The 18,096-nt window shown below is 30.0% G+C and carries 19 protein-coding genes; 15 read left to right on the forward strand and 4 right to left on the reverse strand.

Annotation, left to right across the window (positions count from 1 at the left end):
* Positions 1 to 88: 88 nt before the first annotated feature.
* The 14 genes from KQ878_RS01950 to KQ878_RS02015 all read left to right on the forward strand — a co-directional run bounded on the left by KQ878_RS01950 (position 89) and on the right by KQ878_RS02015 (position 12,227).
* Positions 89 to 1,105 (forward strand): nicotinate phosphoribosyltransferase, encoded by a 1,017-nt coding sequence (locus tag KQ878_RS01950; protein WP_216505539.1) that lies wholly within the window; start codon positions 89 to 91, stop codon positions 1,103 to 1,105.
* A complete protein-coding gene (gene plsY, locus KQ878_RS01955) occupies positions 1,105 to 1,845 on the forward strand; it encodes a glycerol-3-phosphate 1-O-acyltransferase PlsY (RefSeq protein ID WP_216505540.1) in 741 nt (246 codons plus the stop codon). Before KQ878_RS01950 ends, plsY begins: the two co-directional genes overlap by 1 nt.
* A 110-nt stretch (positions 1,846 to 1,955) precedes the next feature.
* On the forward strand, positions 1,956 to 2,519 hold the full coding sequence (efp, locus tag KQ878_RS01960; RefSeq protein ID WP_216505541.1) for an elongation factor P: 564 nt from the start codon (positions 1,956 to 1,958) through the stop codon (positions 2,517 to 2,519).
* Positions 2,519 to 2,821: an MMB_0454 family protein gene (locus KQ878_RS01965; protein WP_216505542.1), complete on the forward strand. Its 303-nt coding sequence runs from the start codon at positions 2,519 to 2,521 to the stop codon at positions 2,819 to 2,821. Before efp ends, KQ878_RS01965 begins: the two co-directional genes overlap by 1 nt.
* A gap of 46 nt (positions 2,822 to 2,867) precedes the next feature.
* Positions 2,868 to 3,989: a tRNA 2-thiouridine(34) synthase MnmA gene (gene mnmA / locus KQ878_RS01970; protein ID WP_216505543.1), complete on the forward strand. Its 1,122-nt coding sequence runs from the start codon at positions 2,868 to 2,870 to the stop codon at positions 3,987 to 3,989.
* An 8-nt stretch (positions 3,990 to 3,997) separates the two neighbouring features.
* Complete coding sequence (alaS, locus tag KQ878_RS01975; protein ID WP_216505544.1) at positions 3,998 to 6,616, forward strand: alanine--tRNA ligase; 2,619 nt, start codon at positions 3,998 to 4,000, stop codon at positions 6,614 to 6,616.
* A complete protein-coding gene (gene ruvX, locus KQ878_RS01980) occupies positions 6,609 to 7,037 on the forward strand; it encodes a Holliday junction resolvase RuvX (protein WP_216505545.1) in 429 nt (142 codons plus the stop codon). The genes alaS and ruvX overlap by 8 nt, the downstream gene beginning before the upstream one ends.
* Entirely contained in the window at positions 7,037 to 7,741 is a 705-nt protein-coding gene (locus KQ878_RS01985) for a BC85_0335 family putative methyltransferase (RefSeq protein WP_216505546.1), read from the forward strand. The genes ruvX and KQ878_RS01985 overlap by 1 nt, the downstream gene beginning before the upstream one ends.
* A 58-nt stretch (positions 7,742 to 7,799) precedes the next feature.
* A complete protein-coding gene (gene greA / locus KQ878_RS01990) occupies positions 7,800 to 8,288 on the forward strand; it encodes a transcription elongation factor GreA (protein ID WP_216505547.1) in 489 nt (162 codons plus the stop codon).
* Positions 8,289 to 8,336: 48 nt separating this feature from the next.
* A complete protein-coding gene (locus KQ878_RS01995) occupies positions 8,337 to 9,008 on the forward strand; it encodes a deoxynucleoside kinase (protein ID WP_216567830.1) in 672 nt (223 codons plus the stop codon).
* Positions 9,008 to 9,679 (forward strand): deoxynucleoside kinase, encoded by a 672-nt coding sequence (locus tag KQ878_RS02000; RefSeq protein WP_216567831.1) that lies wholly within the window; start codon positions 9,008 to 9,010, stop codon positions 9,677 to 9,679. Before KQ878_RS01995 ends, KQ878_RS02000 begins: the two co-directional genes overlap by 1 nt.
* A gap of 17 nt (positions 9,680 to 9,696) precedes the next feature.
* A complete protein-coding gene (gene hpt / locus KQ878_RS02005) occupies positions 9,697 to 10,233 on the forward strand; it encodes a hypoxanthine phosphoribosyltransferase (RefSeq protein WP_216567832.1) in 537 nt (178 codons plus the stop codon).
* A 220-nt stretch (positions 10,234 to 10,453) separates the two neighbouring features.
* Complete coding sequence (locus KQ878_RS02010; RefSeq protein ID WP_216567833.1) at positions 10,454 to 11,278, forward strand: DNA adenine methylase; 825 nt, start codon at positions 10,454 to 10,456, stop codon at positions 11,276 to 11,278.
* 82 nt (positions 11,279 to 11,360) lie between these two features.
* Positions 11,361 to 12,227, forward strand: a complete 867-nt coding sequence (locus KQ878_RS02015; protein ID WP_216567834.1) for a type II restriction endonuclease — start codon at positions 11,361 to 11,363, stop codon at positions 12,225 to 12,227.
* Positions 12,228 to 12,263: 36 nt separating this feature from the next.
* On the opposite strand, the gene KQ878_RS02020 is transcribed toward KQ878_RS02015, so the two are convergent.
* Complete coding sequence (locus KQ878_RS02020) at positions 12,264 to 13,628, reverse strand: FAD-dependent oxidoreductase (protein WP_216505553.1); 1,365 nt, start codon at positions 13,626 to 13,628, stop codon at positions 12,264 to 12,266.
* 1,228 nt (positions 13,629 to 14,856) lie between these two features.
* Between KQ878_RS02020 and KQ878_RS02025 the strand changes: the two genes are divergently transcribed.
* Positions 14,857 to 15,117 carry a hypothetical protein gene (locus KQ878_RS02025; protein ID WP_216567835.1) on the forward strand — a complete coding sequence of 87 codons (261 nt, stop codon included), beginning with the start codon at positions 14,857 to 14,859 and terminating at the stop codon, positions 15,115 to 15,117.
* A 32-nt stretch (positions 15,118 to 15,149) separates the two neighbouring features.
* On the opposite strand, the gene argS is transcribed toward KQ878_RS02025, so the two are convergent.
* The 3 genes from argS to KQ878_RS02040 form a co-directional block, all read right to left on the reverse strand.
* Positions 15,150 to 16,775 (reverse strand): arginine--tRNA ligase, encoded by a 1,626-nt coding sequence (gene argS / locus KQ878_RS02030; RefSeq protein ID WP_216567836.1) that lies wholly within the window; start codon positions 16,773 to 16,775, stop codon positions 15,150 to 15,152.
* 69 nt (positions 16,776 to 16,844) lie between these two features.
* Positions 16,845 to 17,111: a 30S ribosomal protein S15 gene (rpsO, locus tag KQ878_RS02035; protein ID WP_171110956.1), complete on the reverse strand. Its 267-nt coding sequence runs from the start codon at positions 17,109 to 17,111 to the stop codon at positions 16,845 to 16,847.
* Positions 17,112 to 17,222: 111 nt separating this feature from the next.
* Positions 17,223 to 18,089 carry an FAD synthase gene (locus tag KQ878_RS02040; RefSeq protein WP_216505556.1) on the reverse strand — a complete coding sequence of 289 codons (867 nt, stop codon included), beginning with the start codon at positions 18,087 to 18,089 and terminating at the stop codon, positions 17,223 to 17,225.
* Positions 18,090 to 18,096 lie beyond the last annotated feature (7 nt).

Consider the following 18,096-nt stretch of genomic DNA (forward strand, 5'->3'; position numbering starts at 1 on the left):
TTCTTAATTATTTAAATTAAAAATAAAACTTTACTATTTGTCGTGGTAAAATTTAGCAACTTAATATTAATATAGATAGGAGAATAATATGAGCAATAAATACGATAAATATATTTCGAATTATTTTCATAAAACAGAAAAAATAATCGAAAAATACAATCCGAATAACATTATTCGTATGCAATTTTTCCAACGTAGAGATAATGTTCTTTTAGGTGGTATGGACGAAGTGCTAGAACTACTGAAAAATAACACAGATACGTCAAAATACACAATTAAATATCTCCCAGAAGGATCAATAGTAAATAATCTTGAGATTGTACTTGAACTAGTTGGAAATTATCAACTTTTCGGTAAATATGAAGGGATGATAGATGGAATTTTAACTCGTTCTTCGACACTTGCAACAAACATGCGTAATTGCGTATTGGCTGCAAAAGGTAAAGACGTAATATTTATGGGGGATCGCGCAGACCACTGAATGATGCAAGAAATTGATGGCAAGGCTGCGTATCTAGCCGGCTGCACGTCTATGTCAACAGAAGCTCAAAATGTTGTGGACTCTCAAAATGTATTCGGTTCGGTTCCTCATTGCTTAATTCAAAATTTTGCTGGCGATACCAGTGCTGCTATGAAAGCATATTCTGAAATGTTTCCAGAAGATAAAATTATTTCTTTGGTTGATTATCACAACAATGTTATACGCGAAGCACTTGATTCATATAAAACAATAGGAAAACACCTGTGAGGCGTAAGAATAGATACTTCAAAAAACATGAAGGACCATATGTTTGACAACGAACCTGACAATCCAGAATTTTATGGAGTCAACCCTGAACAAATTAAGAGATTGAGAATAGCTCTAGACCAAGCTGGTGCTAAACACGTTAAAATTGTTGTATCAAGTGGTTTCAACGCTGAAAAAATCACTAAGTTCGAAGCAGAAAATGCACCAGTAGATGCTTACGGTGTTGGTCAAAGCATTTTTAGACCATATGCTTCATTCTCAGCTGATGCAACTATGTTAAACAATCACAGAGAAGCTAAAGAAGGTCGCGGATATAGAAATAATGATAAATTAATTAAATTCAAAGGACAAAATTAATGATTAATTATCCTAAAGCGCTGATTGTGTGGCTTAGTATAATCGCCTTAAATCTCGCCCTATTGATATTTGGTTACATAATTGGTTCGTTTAATACAGCAATTATCTTAAGCAAAAAATTAAGAAACGATGATGTTAGAAATCACTTTTCGCAAAATGCCGGGGCAACCAATTCATTAAGAACTTATGGCAAAAAATTTGCATTAATTGTTTTTATTATCGACTTTATGAAAGTTTTAATCCCAAGCTTAATTTTCGCGACCCTACAAAACCATCTTTTTCGTGATTTTTCTGCAACACATTGAATGAGTCCGCAGTCAATTGGCTTAGGAGTAATTTTGGGTCACTGCTTCCCAATTTTCTTTAAATTCAAAGGTGGCAAAGGTGTCGCTTGCTCTTCTGCTTTCATCTTAAGTATTAACCCAGTTTTATGATTGATTGCCTTCGTTGTATTTTTTGCAACTGTTATCATTTCTAGAAAAGTTTCATTAGGTTCATTATTGACTGCCGGTATTATTGCTCCATTGGTTTTTATTCCATGATTCAGTCAGGGAATAACTGGTTATTGATTGAATTTTATTAATTTATCAAATTGCATTTCCCCTCAATGTTTACAACCTTATTGATTTGTATCAGCCGTATATTTCCTAATCGCTTCCATCTTAATTATTTATCTTCACAGAAGTAATATAAAAAGACTTATTAGTGGCACTGAATCACAACTTCAATTAAAAAAATAATCAACACTTTAAACATTTTTTTTAGTGTTGATTTTTATTTTTATAAGCAAAAACTGTTTTTATATTAAAATAGATACATATATTTAATAGTAATTAATTAGGAGATAACAATGATTAACGTAAATACATTTAAAGGTGGAATTACATTTGAAGACGAAGGTGAAATCTTTGTCGTTATAGAAGCACAGCATTCAAAACAAGGACGTGGTCAAGCAAACGTTAAAGCAAAAGTCAAAAACTTAAGAACTGGAGCAATTACCATCAAATCTTACACTGGTGGAACAATGATTAAAAAAGCCCATATTGACAAACGTCCAATGAATTACCTATATTCAGACGGGGAAAACTTAATTTTAATGGATAACGAAACATATGAACAAGTAGAAATTCCATTGAGTCACGTTGAGTGAGAAATGAACTTTTTAAAAGAAGGGTCTTCAGTAAAAATTAGAAAATTTGAGGAAGAAATCCTTGACATCGAACTAGAATCATCAGTTACCTTAGAAGTAATTGAGGCACCAGACGCTGTAAAAGGAAATACAACGACAAACCCACAAAAAAGAGTTAAGGTTGAAACAGGTTTTGAATTAGACACTCCAATGTTTATTAAACAAGGCGATTTTATTTCTATCTCAACAGAAACTGGTAAATACCTAGGCAAAGGAAATAAATAATGAATTTTATAACCGTTTCTTTAGGATTAGGGCAAAGTTACTCTGTATCAGAAGAAACATTGCAACAACTAATTCAACAATGTGCTGACGATATAAATTTTTTGAAATTAGACGGGTCTCCAAGAATTATATTCAATAAAGACTTCTCTAATGCTTCTTTTATTATTGACATTAAGATTAAAAGAAACAAAAATTTAGGCGAGATTATTGAACAATTTTCAAAGGAATTTCAAACTCGTTTTGAAAGTTTAATAGATATAAAACCACAAAATCTAAGAGTGTGTTTTACAGGTAATTACTAATTACAACCAACCACTCAATGTGGTTGGCTTTATTTTTAGGGGGATTATGAAAAAAAGAAACAAAGTTATATTGGGAATGTCTGGTGGTGTTGATTCTTCGGTTGCGGCAAAGTTATTACTTGATCAAGGTTACGCTGTTGAAGGTTTATTTATGAGGAATTGAGATTCTTTTGTAAACAATGATTTTTTGGGAAATGAAAATATTTCGAAAGATATATGTCCTCAGGAACAAGATTTTCAAGATGCATTAAAAGTTGCTGATAAACTAGGTATAAAACTGCATAGAGTTGATTTTGTTCGCGAATATTGAGACAATGTGTTCGAAAATTTTATCGAAGAATACAAAAAAGGGCGTACACCAAATCCAGATATTTTATGTAACAAATTTATTAAATTTAAAGCTTTTGCGGACTATGCATTCAATGTACTAAAAGCCGATTTTATTGCGATGGGGCATTATGCAAAGGTTGAAAATGGACATTTATTTAGGGCCAAAGACAAAAATAAAGACCAAACATATTTTTTGGCTCAACTTACTAATCAACAACTATCAAAAGTGTTGATGCCACTAGCCGACTTCGAGAAATTACAAATTCGTGAAATAGCAACCGAACTTGGTTTAGCAACCGCTAATAAAAAAGATTCGACAGGAATATGTTTTATTGGGGAACGAAATTTCACCATGTTCCTTCAAAACTATATACCGGCACAGCCTGGAAATATAGTTGAAATCAAAACTAATAAAGTGGTGGGCAGACATGATGGATGTTATTATTACACACTAGGTCAACGTAAAGGACTAAATCTTGGTGGAATGACCGAACCGCACTATGTATGTGGTCATAATGTTAAAGAAAATATTTTGTATGTGGCTCCAGCCAGTGACATCTCATATTTAGAATCAGATTCACTATTAGCAAGCGGACTTACACTTAACAATGAAGAATATAATCCATTAAATTTAACTGCCAAATTCAGATATAGACAACAAGATATTCCGGTATCTATTGAATTATTACCCAATAAAGAAATAAAAGTTTTTTACCCTTCCAAATCTCAAGCAGTCACCCCTGGTCAACAAGTTGTTATTTATGATGGCGATAAATGTTTGGGTGGAGCAACAATTGAAAAAATTTATTTAAATAATATTGAAAAAAACTACGTATAGGAGAAATCATGAACTCAAAAGAAATAAGACAAAAATGACTAAAATTCTTTGAATCAAAGGATCATTTAATTGTTGAAAGTAAAAGTTTAATACCTGTTAATGACCCTTCGCTTTTATGAATTAACTCAGGAGTAGCTACTCTTAAGGATTATTTTAGCGGTAAAAAAATACCGCCAAAAAAACGTTTAACAAACTCTCAAAAAGCAATCAGAACAAACGACATTGAGAATGTTGGGGTAACATCTAGACATCACACATTTTTTGAAATGCTGGGTAACTTCAGCATTGGAGATTATTTCAAGAAAGAAGCAATTGAATTTGCTTATGAATTTTTAACTAAAGAACTTAAATTATCTTTAGACAATCTATATTTCACATATTTTGAAGAAGATTTAGAAACTAGAGATACATGACTTTCTCTTGGTATTGAACCGTCACACCTAATCAAAGGAACAAGAGATACTAACTTCTGAGATGTTGGATCTGGACCTTGTGGGCCTTGTACCGAAATATTCTATGACCGCGGACCAAAATATGACCAAAGAGGGATTGAATTACTTCAACAAGACATTGAAAATGACAGATATATAGAGATTTGAAATGTTGTTTTCAGTCAATTTAATAATGAGGGAGACAATAAATATACCGAATTAGCACAAAAAAATATCGATACTGGTGCCGGTTTCGAGCGTATTGTTTCAATTATGCAAGATGCACCAACAAACTATGATTCAGATTTATTTTTAAATATCATTCATGAAATAGAAAAATATACAAAATACCGTTATGATATAAACAACTATTTCACAAAAGAACCAGAACAACGCGAAATTAATACATGTTTCAAAATAATTGCTGACCACATTAGAACAGTCGCAAACGCATTAGCTGATGGAGAAAGTGTTTCAAATGTTGGTAGAGGTTATATTATTAGAAGATTAATCAGAAGATCGATCTATAAAGGAATGCAACTAGGCATTAAAGGAATATTTTTAAATAAATTAGTACCCGTTGTACGAGAATCACTGCCTTTTGTTTATGATGTAAATCCAGTAATGAAAGCAATTAAAGATGAAGAAGAAATTTTTGCTAAAACTATTGAAAATGGGAAGTCATTGTTGGAAAATTACATAGAAAAAGGTATAAAAACTTTTGATGGTGGTATCGCTTTTAATTTATTAGAAACATACGGTTTTCCAATTGAATTAACCGTAGAAATACTTGCGAATAAGGGAATTGCTGTTGATATGGATGCTTTTGCCGAGGCAAGAGAAAAACACGCTGAAGCAAGTCGCGGAAGTAAATTAAGTGGTATGGAAAAAGCTATAAATTCACTTTCTCTAATCAAGCAAAAAATATCTGAATTTGTGGGTTATGATTTTACTCAATACAAATCTACTATTGTTGAATTATTAAATTCCGAAAAACGCATTTCAGCAGCTGATGGTGTTTCATACGTTGTTTTAGATAAAACACCATTTTATGCTACTAGCGGCGGACAAAAGCACGATGAAGGATACATGTTACAAGACGGCAATAAAATTAAAATTATTGATGTGTTCAAAGATAAATTTGGTAACCACATCCACGTTGTTGAAGGAAAAATAAATAATACTCAACCATTGGACTGTTTCGTAGATGAATATGTTAGATTAAACTGTGCCCGTAATCACTCAGCAACACACCTAATGTTTTCAGTATTGAGAAAAGTCTTAGGCCCCCAAATTAAACAATTAGGTTCTGATATCACTGAACAAAGATTCACATTCGACTTTCCAGGTGATAATAAACCAACCGATGAACAAATCTCAGAAATTGAAAATCAAATGAAAGTAATCATTAACAGAGATATTAAAAGAGAATATATTATTTCAACAATTGAACAAGCTAAAAATTTACATGCAGTTATGACTATTGAAGAGGATCAATACATGGATCCTAAGTGCGTCAGAATTGTTAAATGAGGCGACGTTACAAGCGACTTATGTGGTGGAACACACTTGTCACATTCTTCCATATTAGAAAACTTTAAGATTACAAATTGTGACAAAAAACAAGCCGGAGTTTATCGTTTTAGAGTAGTAACATCTAATAAATTGGTTAATGAGTGATTAAATGAACAAATATCAGCAACAACTGAAGAATTAAACAATATTATAGCTAAAATAAAAAACCTTGACCAAACATATGAATTTTTAATACCAAACTCAAACAATCTTGAGGATAATCTAAAACAACTAAAGACATGTATTGAACAGGCAAGAGAAGACTATAAACAAATTTCAAAATCGAAGTCTAATATCGAATTCGATTTTGGCTCAATTGAATTCGAAAAAGTTCACGGTTCTGATATTTATTTCAATGAAAATATGGATTCTAGCCAAATTAAAATAATTGCATCAACATTACGTGAAAAATATCCGCAAAACCACATAATTCTTGCCTCTATTGGACCTGAACAGACACTTTTAGCTATCGCTTCAAAAACAAAGGATTCAAATAAAATATTTAAAAATGTAGCAAATAAACTTAACGGACGCGGTGGTGGATCAGCAATTTTAGCAATGGGTAAAATTAATAATTCAAATAATCTAAAAGGCATAATTTTAGAGGAATTTAATGCGTAAAATCGCTTTAGACCTAGGTACTAAAACGTGCGGTTTTGCCATTACTGACTCTTCAGCAATTATTGCCACCAGTTTAGAGACAATTAGGTTTGACGAAAATAATTTCAATATTGTCATTGAAAAAATAAAGGAATTTCTCTCAAAATACGAAGATACCGATTCTATAATTGTCGGTTATCCAATAAGAAGTAATGGCGCCAAAAGCGAGCGAACAATCATGGTTGAGGAATTTGCACTATCTCTGAAATCCATTTTTAACCAAAATATCTTTTTAGTAAATGAATACGGAACAACAATTAAAGCTGAACAAACATTGAAATCTGCAAAAATAAGTATTAAAAAACGAAAAGAAATCAAAGATACATTATCAGCAGTAATTATTTTGCAAGAATTTTTAGATTACGGTGGAAAGAGGTTGTAATGTCAGGAAAGAAAATAATGTTGCCCGATTGAGCAACTTGATTACTATTTGCCTCAATGATTATTGTTGCTATCGCTGGTATAGGAACATGATTTTGATCAAGATGAAAAGTTAAAAAAATTCAAGCCCAACAATCTAATGAGCAAGAAAAACAACGTAAATTAGAAATTTTGCAAAAACGTGGCGACGATCTTGGAACCTTGCCATACGATTTAAAGGATTTTTTCGGTTCACGTGTGCATGATTGAGATTTAGAAAGCTGAATCAACACCATTTTTTTAAATGACTACAAAAATGTACTTATAGTAAACAAAAACACAGAATACGAATTAGCTGTATTAATGTTGAAAACAAAGGCGAATATATTTGAAATTCAAAATAACATTAATATTAATTTGTGAAACAAAGCTGTCTTAAATTTTCCACACTATTTTAACCGGAAATGTGAAATCAAAACAGAAGCTGAACTGCGTAGCCTATCACTGAATTTAGTTTTATCGAATAATAATTCAATAGAGTCATTTGACATATTCAATAATTATTTCAATATGTTAGATAAAAATGGGATGATAATTATTAGACTTGACAATAAAAAAGATAAAAGCTTCAAAAGCCTTTTAAAGAATTTAAAACAATCTTTAATACCTTTTGAAATAACGACCGTGAATTCGAAATTCATCTATATAGTTAAAAAAAATAATTAAATTGAACAAATAGTTAAACAACTTGATAAAATAAAATAACTAATTTGAAGGAGCAAATATGACAAATAAAAAAGAGGAACAAATTTATTTAGCTCAGGAAACGCTTGATAAATATAAATCCGAATATCACGAACTTGTAAACATTAAAAGACCAGAAGTGCAAGCAGCTCTTAAGGAAGCTCGTGCACAAGGCGACCTTTCAGAAAATGCTGAATACGATGCTGCCAGAGAAATGCAGGGTATTGTTGAGGCAAGAATACGCGAATTGGAAGCAATTATTGAAAGAGCTGTTGTTATTACTAATGACGAAAGCAGAAGTTCTTCAAAAATTGGGGTCGGTGCAACTGTTACATACGAAAAATTAGACACCAAAGAAATAAAAACAGTAACAATTATGGGTATTCACGATAGTGACCCTTTAAATGGAAAAATTTCAAATGAATCAGCACTAGCATTGGCGTTAGCTGATGGTAAAGTTGGTCAAATAGTTGAAGTTGATGCAATAAATAAATACAATATAAAAATAATAGATGTGGAATATAAGTAATTTAGGTTACTTTTTTTCATTGAATTTTAGAAAAAATAGGGAGAAAATATGCTAATAGGAATAAGCGGAATGATTGGGAGCGGTAAAAGTGTCCTAACAAAAAAATTGATGACTCACTACAAATCATCAATGTTATTAAAAGAATTTGAAGAGGATGATGAAGTGTTCAATCAATTTTTAGAATGATTGTACAATAAAACACCAAACCTAACAATAGGTTTCCAATCTTATGTTGTTGAAAACCATACATCAAAATTGGCTGATTTATTCGATGAATTCAATAAATTAGACAAAAAACACAACAAAGATCATATATTTTTAGATCGTTTCAGTATTGAACACTATATTTTTGCTAGTGTTAACCTTTCATCGAAAGGACCAAAGTACATGAAGGGTTATGACTCATTATTTACCCATTTAATCACCAAAGATGAAACACCAGATTTGGCTATTTATTTAGATATGACCTTTGAGACATTTAAAAAACGCTTATTCTCGCGTGGTAGAAATGTTGAAACGGATAATTACGCAGCAAATGAAGCATATTTTAGAGAATTACATAGCGTATATCGTCAAACCTTTGAACGTCAAGCTAAAAAATTTAATATGGATTACATAATTCTAGACACAAATAACATGACTGAACAAGAAGTTTTTGAAGCAACTATCAAAATCATAGAAGAATTTGATTTCAGTAAGAAGGAACGTTTTAATAAATAATGGTTATAGGTATTAGCGGAATGATAGGTAGTGGTAAAAGCACTTTAGCAAAAGGGTTAAATAATTACTACAAAAATTCAATATTGCTAGAGGAATTCGAAGAAAATGACCCCGTTTTCAATACATTTCTTAGATGATTTTATGAACAAAAACAAAATATCGATATAGGTTTTCAATCTTTCATTATTGAAAGTTTGTCAGATTCATTTCAAAAATGTGTCAATAAATTCAGTGAAAATAAATTAAACTGAAAAACTGATCATATATTTTTAGATAGGTTTAATTTAGAACATTATATTTTTGCTGTTATGACTCTAAAGACAAAAAAACCTAAATATTTAAAAGGTTTTGATGCAATGTTTAGAAACTTAATCGATCCAAATGAAAATCCCGATTTGGCGATTTATATCGATATCAATTTTGACACTTTTAAAGAAAGAATAACAAAAAGAGGCCGTAAATCAGAAATTGATAACTATGAACAGAATGAAGAATATTTCAAGGAATTACACGCCTTATACAAAGATTTATTTATAAACTTAATGAAGTCGTTTGATATTCCTTTCGCTGTAATAGATTCTAATGGAAAAAATGATATACAAATATTAGGTGAAGCAATTGAAATTATTGAAAAATTCGATTTTAGTAAATCTAAACGTTATAATTACTAATAAGATAGCGAGGAGAAATGGATCAAAGATTTACTAAAATACTGCTAACTAGAGACGAAATTGAATCTAAAATCAAAGAAATAGCCGATTGAGTTAATGAAACTTATAAAGATTCAACTAATTTAATTCTAGTCGGTTTATTAAAGGGTGCGGTACCTTTTTTAGCACAATTAATTAAAGATGTGACTGTAGAGAATGAAGTTGCTTTTATGATTGCGTCTAGTTATGAAGGTGGAAGCGCTTCAACCGGTAATGTTAAAATCATAATGGATTTAGAAACTGACATTGAAGGTAGAGATGTTTTAATCGTTGAAGACATTATAGATTCTGGTATTACACTGCAAAAAATAAGTTCAATGTTAAAAAATAGACGCCCGAAGAGCTACCGTATAATCACTTTATTAGACAAACCCCATAATCGTAAGGTTGATTTAAAACCAGATAAGGCAGCATTTGTTGTTCCGGATGAGTTTTTGGTAGGATATGGACTTGATTTCGAAGAGAAATTCAGAGGAGCTCCTTTTGTTGGTGTTTTTGACCCAAATAAAAAATAATTTCAAGCAACAGTATCATCTTTATGATGCTGTTTTTATTTTTAAATCGAACAAATATATAGCCAGAAAACATTGTTAGTTATAATAACAAAATTTACTTGCATCAGTTTATTATTAGTAATTTCGTCAAATTTATTTAATAAAAAAATTCAACTTACTATATGTATAAATAGAAATATTTTGTTTTTTTATATAATGTAATTATTAAAAAGAGGTGAATATGAAACCATTTGTTAAATGAGCTGGGGGCAAGGCTAAATTAATACCTAAAATAAAGTCCAAAATGCCAACTAAATATAATAAATATATAGAACCATTCGTCGGAGGTGGAGCTCTTTTTTTTCATATTCAACCGAAAGACTTTATTATAAATGACATTAATAGTGAATTAATTGATACATACAAATGCTTCACAAATAAAAGAAATTACAATGGACTTATTAAAATTTTAGAAAATCACGCGCAAAACCATAATGATGAATATTTCTACGAAATAAGAAATCTTGATAGAGATTCTAATTTTTCATTACTCACACGACCAGAAAGAGCAGCCAGACTCATCTACCTTAATAAATCTTGTTTTAATGGTTTATATCGTGTAAATAAAAAAGGTTTTTTTAATGTGCCTTCAGGCAAAAAAAATATTGTTAAGCTTTTTGACAACGGAAATTTCGATTCAATATATAGATTGCTAAACGGAAAAAATAAATATATTTATAACAGCGATTTCGAAAAAGTGCTGAAACTAGCTCAAACTGGTGATTTCGTCTATTTAGACCCACCATATGCAGATTTAAATGAACGTAAATCTTTTACTTCATATACTAAAGACAACTTTTATATTGATGACCAAATTAGACTGAAGAACATTGTTGATTCCTTGACAAAAAAAGATGTAAAAGTCATGATTAGTAACCATGGTTCAGATTTTATTAAGGAATTATTCAAGGATTACAATATAGAAACCATTTACGTGAAAAGATTAATAGGTTCCAACGTTAATACTCGCAAAGATGTAGAAGAAGTTTTAATAACTAACTATTAATTTATGATAAAAAAGTTTTTTCACGCTTATATATTTAAATACACTTAATAATTTTAGAAACAAACAATCGATAAGGAGCAAAATGAAACTTAAATTTGAAGATTGACTAAAAACATTTAAATCTGTATTGTTCACATATGACTATTTTGTTGATTTTCCTAAAGTTCGCAGCAATGCAAATAAGATAAATAATGAATTAAGTATAATGAATTCCTTAATAAGCTCTAAAAACATAGAGGAAGATTTTAGGAAAATAATTCTAAACAATCCAAAATTAGTTGAATTTTTACCAATATTATTAGCAAAAAGAATAAAACATAATGAATGCATAGAAGTGGCAAATGGAAGAAAAATATATTTTAATAAATTTGAAAGTGAAAATCTTCAAAATTATGTTGATTTGATGAATAAAACAGGTTTTTTTAAAATTTTAGAACGTAAAGAAATCACAAATATTAAAGATTATGTTTTTGGTCTTGAAGTGGGTTTGGATAGTAACGCTCGAAAAAATCGAGTTGGAAAATTAATGGAAGAGCTTGTTGAAAACTCATTAATAAATTTTGGTTATGCTATTAATGATAATTTATTTAAACAAACAACTTTGTCAAATCTTGGTGTAGAAATTAATAACAAAAATATACAAAATAAGAAAAAATTTGATTTTATTGTTTTCGACAACGGAATTTACTATGGCATAGAATGTAATTTTTACAGCTCAGGTGGCTCAAAATTAAATGAAACAGCAAGGAGTTATAAAAATATAGCTATTGAAACCGCAAATGAAGAAAAATTCAAATTCGTTTGAATTACTGATGGAGTTGGTTGAAAAACCGCAAAAAATGCTTTAAAAGAAACTTATGAACCTACAGATTCAGTCTTCAATATTGAAGATATCAAACAAAAGCTGCTTATTGCTTATTTTAAAAATAAACAATTGTTAAAAAAATAAAATTCAGACACTGCCTGAATTTTATTTTATTTATTTTTATTTTTTGTAGTTTAATCCTAATGCTTGTAGCATAGGCATTAAGAAAAAGTTAAATGGTTTGTTAAAGTGTGGTAAGAAGAACACGTCTGTTAAAGCAATTTCAGGTAATGTTAAACCTTTTTGAATTGCTAGCGCAAACATATAAACAGTTTCTGCGTGTACTGTGTTTCCTCATGAACCTAATTGAACACCTAATAATTTCATTGTTTCTTTGTCATAAACAATAGTACATGCAACTTTTTCAGCATCGTGCATAAATTCAGGTTTGTCCATGTCTGATCAGTGAACTGAAGCAGCGTTTTCAAAGCCGTTAGCTTTAGCCATTTCTTCAGTGAAACCGGTTCCGGCATAGTGGCAACCAAATACATTAATAGCGTTAGTACCAGCAACACCCGGGAATGGAACATTAACACCCGCCATGTGTAAAGCTGCAACTATACCTGATTTAACAGCGTTTGTAGCCAAGGCAACGTGTCTATTGTCCCCTGTTACAACGTGTTTTAGGGCACATGAATCACCTAATGCATAAATGTTTTCATCTGAAACTGATCTTTGGAATTCATCAACAACAATCGCTCCATTAGCAATCTTTTCAACATCTAACACTTCTGTTCTAGGTTTGAAACCAATGCACATTACTACTAGATCTGCTTTATATTCGCCTTTATCAGTAACTACAGATGAAACGTCTTTACCATTTTTAGACTTAAATTCTACTACCTTTTCGCCTAAAGCTAGTTTAACGCCATCTTTAGCCATATTTTGTTCCATTACCGATGTAAATTCTTGACCGAAGTAATTACATGCGACTCTTGAATTAATGTCAATTAATGTAACTTTTTTTCCTTTAATATGGAATGCTTCAACTAGTTCAACACCGATGTAGCCAGCCCCAACAATAATTACATCCTTAACTTTTGAATCATTTGCATATTCAATAAGCTTTTGTGCGTGTTGATAAAGTTTTGATAAAACAATGTTATTGTAATCAATACCTTTAATTTTTGGTTCGACAGGTCAAGTACCACCAGCAAATACTAATTTGTCGTATTTATCTGTAAATGTCTTTCCATCAGCTAAATTAACAACGGTAACAGTTTTATTTGCCTTATCAATTCCGATAACTTCATGGTTAGTCTTTAAATTAACCCCATAGTCGTTTTTCAAAATTTCAGGCGATGAATAGAATAAACCACCAGGTTCATTAAATTCGCCTGCCACTCATACTGCAATCCCACATCCTAAAAATGATGTGTTTGTGTTTCTGTCATAAGCAGTAATTTCTGCATCTTTATTAACTGTTTTTAATGTTCTAATAAAAGATGTTCCGGCATGGTTAGCTCCAACAATAATAATTTTCATAATTTTCCTTTCATAAATATAAATATTTATACTTAAATTATATAAAACGTTAGAAATTGAAAACATAAAAAAGCAAAAAAATGGTATAGAAAATATATTCTTATTTATAACTGTGGAAAAATATGAAAACCGTATCATTCCATTATTGATGAAGTGCTTTATTCTCATTAGAATTTACTTAAATTAATTTTGATTTTTAAAAATAAAAAAATTAACATTTCATCTATATATAAAAATAATATTTTTTTAATAATGATTAGTAAAAAGGTGCATTACAATCTTGTCTAAGATCATATATTATCTTTTTTTATATATCAATATTTTTTATTAAATTACGTCATTCATCCAAAGTTATCAATGCACTTATCCTCATATTAATCTATACGACTGTGTTCAAGCAAATTTTGAAATACCGACCGAATTTAAGAGAAACTTTATAAGTCTATATATTTTTTAAGTATAAGCTTTTGATAAACTCAAGGCCTAGTTATTTTTTAAAAGAGATGCAAATTACACTTCTGGATATTTCGTTATTTTATTCCCTCTTTTGATGTTTATCTAAGCAACAAAACTCGAGCAACAAAAATTCAAAAAGTTATATTACTACTAATCCACATTAAACTATAATATTAATGTGAATTACATAATAATTTATCTTTTAAATGCAAATTTTGAAAGAACAATAACTCAGTGGTCCCTAACTCACATAATAATCATAATTACTGGTTTTACTATTGCAATAGCCTTTGCTTTATTTATTGATGCAAATCTCAAAAACCAAAGAATAGTAATTACAACAGTGTCTTGGCTTTTTATTATTACAGAAATTTTAAAATGAGTTTGCAAACAAGCATATGTTGAAAATGGGTCTTTAAAATGATACTCCCATCTAAATTATTTTCCATTTTACATATGTTCAATCTTACTATTCTTAGGTGTTATTTACACTGTTATTTGAACAAAGGAATTTCACAATTTTATTATCAAATTTATTGCACCGTTTTATTCTCTTTTTGGGTGGTCAATGATAATCGGTATCGATTCAATTGTGACAAACAACATTTTTACCTTTTGACACAGTATAGTGTACCATTCGTTAATGGGAATTATTGGTTTTTGATTAATTTTGCGCAAAGCAGTAAAATTAAATGTCATAAATATTTTAATTAGTTGTGGTATATGAATGGGGTGAATAATATTAGCTACCTACTTAAATATATTTCAACATATGCTTGAACAAAAAAACTTAATTAGACATACCTGAAATATGTTTGTTTCATCTCCATATGAATCACCATTATTTGGAATAGAAATAATGAACCAATTATTAAAATGAAATTCCAACCCTTGATTTCTAAATCCATTTTGGATTTGAATGGGAATTTCAATTGGTGCTATCATGCTATGATTTTTTACTGCCACACTTAGATTTATGTATGATAAGATAAATAAGGTTGTTTTTAAATTGAATAAAAATCAACATCTCTAGCAACAAGATGTTGATTTTTATTTTGAAAATTATTATATTTTGTGTGGAATTGAAATTCCCAATAATTTCATTGAATTTTCCAATACAATGTTAACTGACTTCACTAGTGCTAGAGCACTTGTTTGGTCTTTTTTATCAATTATTTTTTCGGTATTTGAATATCATGAGTTAAATTCTTTTGCTAATTTGATTGCATACTGAGTTAGCAGGTTCGTAACTAATTTATCAGCAGATTTTTCGATAATTTCGGGAAATTCTAACAATGTTGAAATCAATTTAATGTCTGCTTCCTCATCATATCCTTGAGCAACTAAATTTAGCTCACTGGCATTAGCTTTTTCAAGCAACGCAAATGCTCGAGCATTTGAATATTGTACTAAAAATGAAGGGTTATCATTTGTTTTGGTTGTCGCCAAGTCAATATCGAAATCAAGTTTGGTATTTGTTGTACGATCTAACAAGATAAATCTTGCTGAGTCACTGCCAACCAAATCTATAAATTCACGCAATCAAAAACTGGTTCCTTTACGTTTTGACATCTTAAATTCTTCACCATTTTTGATTAAACGGACGAGTTGCATACATAAAACAATCAATTTGTCTGAATCGTGACCTAAATTTTTCATAGCTGATTCCATTCTTTTGACATAACCTGAGTGATCAGCTCCCCAAACATTTAATATGACAGGATCTTTTCCGTTAGAATTAAATTTAATATTATGGTAAGCAATATCTGGTAAAAAGTAAGTGTATGACCCATCACTTTTAATTAATACTCTATCTTTATCATCACCATCTAAGGTTGTTTTTAACCACAAGGCGCCATCCTTGGTATAGGTGTTTTTCAATTTATTTAATGTGTGTTTAATTAATTGACTATTATTTGTATAAAGTGATTTTTCACTGAAGTATTTGTCAAAATATACATTAAATCTAGCTAAATCATGTCTAATTTGACTTAAAAATAACGTAACACTCTCTTGTTTAAAAATATCTAAAACTTCATTTTCCAATTTAGTGTTCTTATATTTATTACCAAACTGGTTCTTGAATTCATTTGCGGCTCATATAATATCTTCCCCAAAATATGCATCTTCAGGCATCTGAAAATCAGGATTAAATATTTGTTGGTAACGTGCGAAAACACTTTGTGCTAATAAATTAATTTGATTACCAGCATCATTAATATAATATTCTCTAGTTACATTTAGACCGCTGAATTCACAAATATTGGCAATAGTAGAACCTATTGCAGCATTTCTCGCATGTCCAACATGCATAAAACCAGTTGGGTTTGCAGAAACTCACTCAATATTGATATTGCCGTCTCTATTTCCTCTTCCATAATCCTGACCAAGTTCGAGAATTTGATTTACCCCATCAACAAAACTAGATTTTTTAATGAAAAAATTAATAAATCCTGGACCTGCTATTTCAATATTTGATATACCCAGTTCGTTTTTGTGGTCATTTATTTTTTCAACTATTTTTTGCGCTAAATCTAAAGGTTTAATTCCTTTGTTACCCATCGCCATATTAGTTGTCAAATCGCCATGGTCTTTAGGTTCAATTAGAACTACTTCACGGCTAATTTTTAATTCTTTTGCAACTTTGCTCAATTCTGTTAATAATAAATCTTTAATTTGTGTTTTAGTCATAGTTTTCATTATACTTTCTATATTTATAAATTTTAATAAAAAACTCGCAGAAGCGAGTGTTTTTTTGAACTATTTTCTTAAGTTTAGTTCTGTTAATGCTTTGCTGTATAAATCGAAGTCGTCTTTTTTAAGTTTTGCTAATAAAACACGACGTTTTGAAATTTTAGCCAAGAAACCACGACGTGAATGGTTATCTTTAGGGTTGTTTGCAAAGTGTTGTTTTAAATCTTCAATTTCAGCTGTCAAGATAGCAATTTGCACAAATGAACTACCAGTATCTTTAGCATTTTTTCCGTATTTAGCAACTAATTCTGCCTTTTGGTTTTTTGTAATCATAATAATCTCCTTTATTATGTTTTGTCCAAGTGAAAATTCCATGATTTTACCTAGAACAAAATTTATTTAATTTTTACTGTAATATCTTACCACAATATTTAAATTTTGAAATTATTTATAATTTTGCGATTGGAATATAAAATATTCTTTACTGTGCTCAAAATCTTCGGCAATTGATTCTTCAAGAGAATTAGGTAAAAAAGGTCTCAGTAGCATATTGACAGTTATTTTACAATTAAATGTAGATAATGATTTTCAATCAAAATCAATCATCTCGATGGTTCTTGAACCATTATTCTTGACCAACAATAAACAATAATAATACATATTATCCACTTCGATATTCGCGCAATAAACACCAGGTCTCATTTTAATAAGTTTAGAATCAAAGTCTAGCAATAACTCATTATTAATTTTAGTAATCTTCGAATTGAATCCAAATTTAAAAAGATTAAGAAAATTAACTAAGTCTAAATCTCCGGATAAAACACATTCTTTTATAAAAGATGTAGAAATTTTATGCTCGCCATTCAACTTCATTAATTCAACCGCATGAAAGTTATTATTCAATAGACGATCTAGAGTTTTAATATTACCGCTAGCATTAAGTCCAAATCTAAAATCAGCACCAGTTACAATGTCGTAATCAGTTTGGTTTTTTACAATTTTGTCAATAAATTCTTCGGGTGATAATTGACGAATTTCACTGTATTTTAATTGAAGTGCGATATTGAAGCCAATTCCGGCAAAAGCTTGCAGTCTAAATAAATGGTCAGTAAAAACACCTGTATTATTTTTAGGTAAGTTTTCAACATCGACGAAATAAACGATTACAATATCTCTTATCCCCTTACTCAATTCTTTTGCTTTTTCAAAAAGCATATTGTGCCCAGCGTGAAATGATTCAAAAGAGCCAATCATAAAGATTGGCTTATTCAAAGTAGGTAAATTATTTAAATTATATACATGTAATGACATGATTTTA

Source organism: Mycoplasma zalophidermidis, from assembly GCF_018913985.1.
Lineage (GTDB): Bacteria > Bacillota_I > Bacilli_A > Mycoplasmatales > Metamycoplasmataceae > Mycoplasmopsis > Mycoplasmopsis zalophidermidis.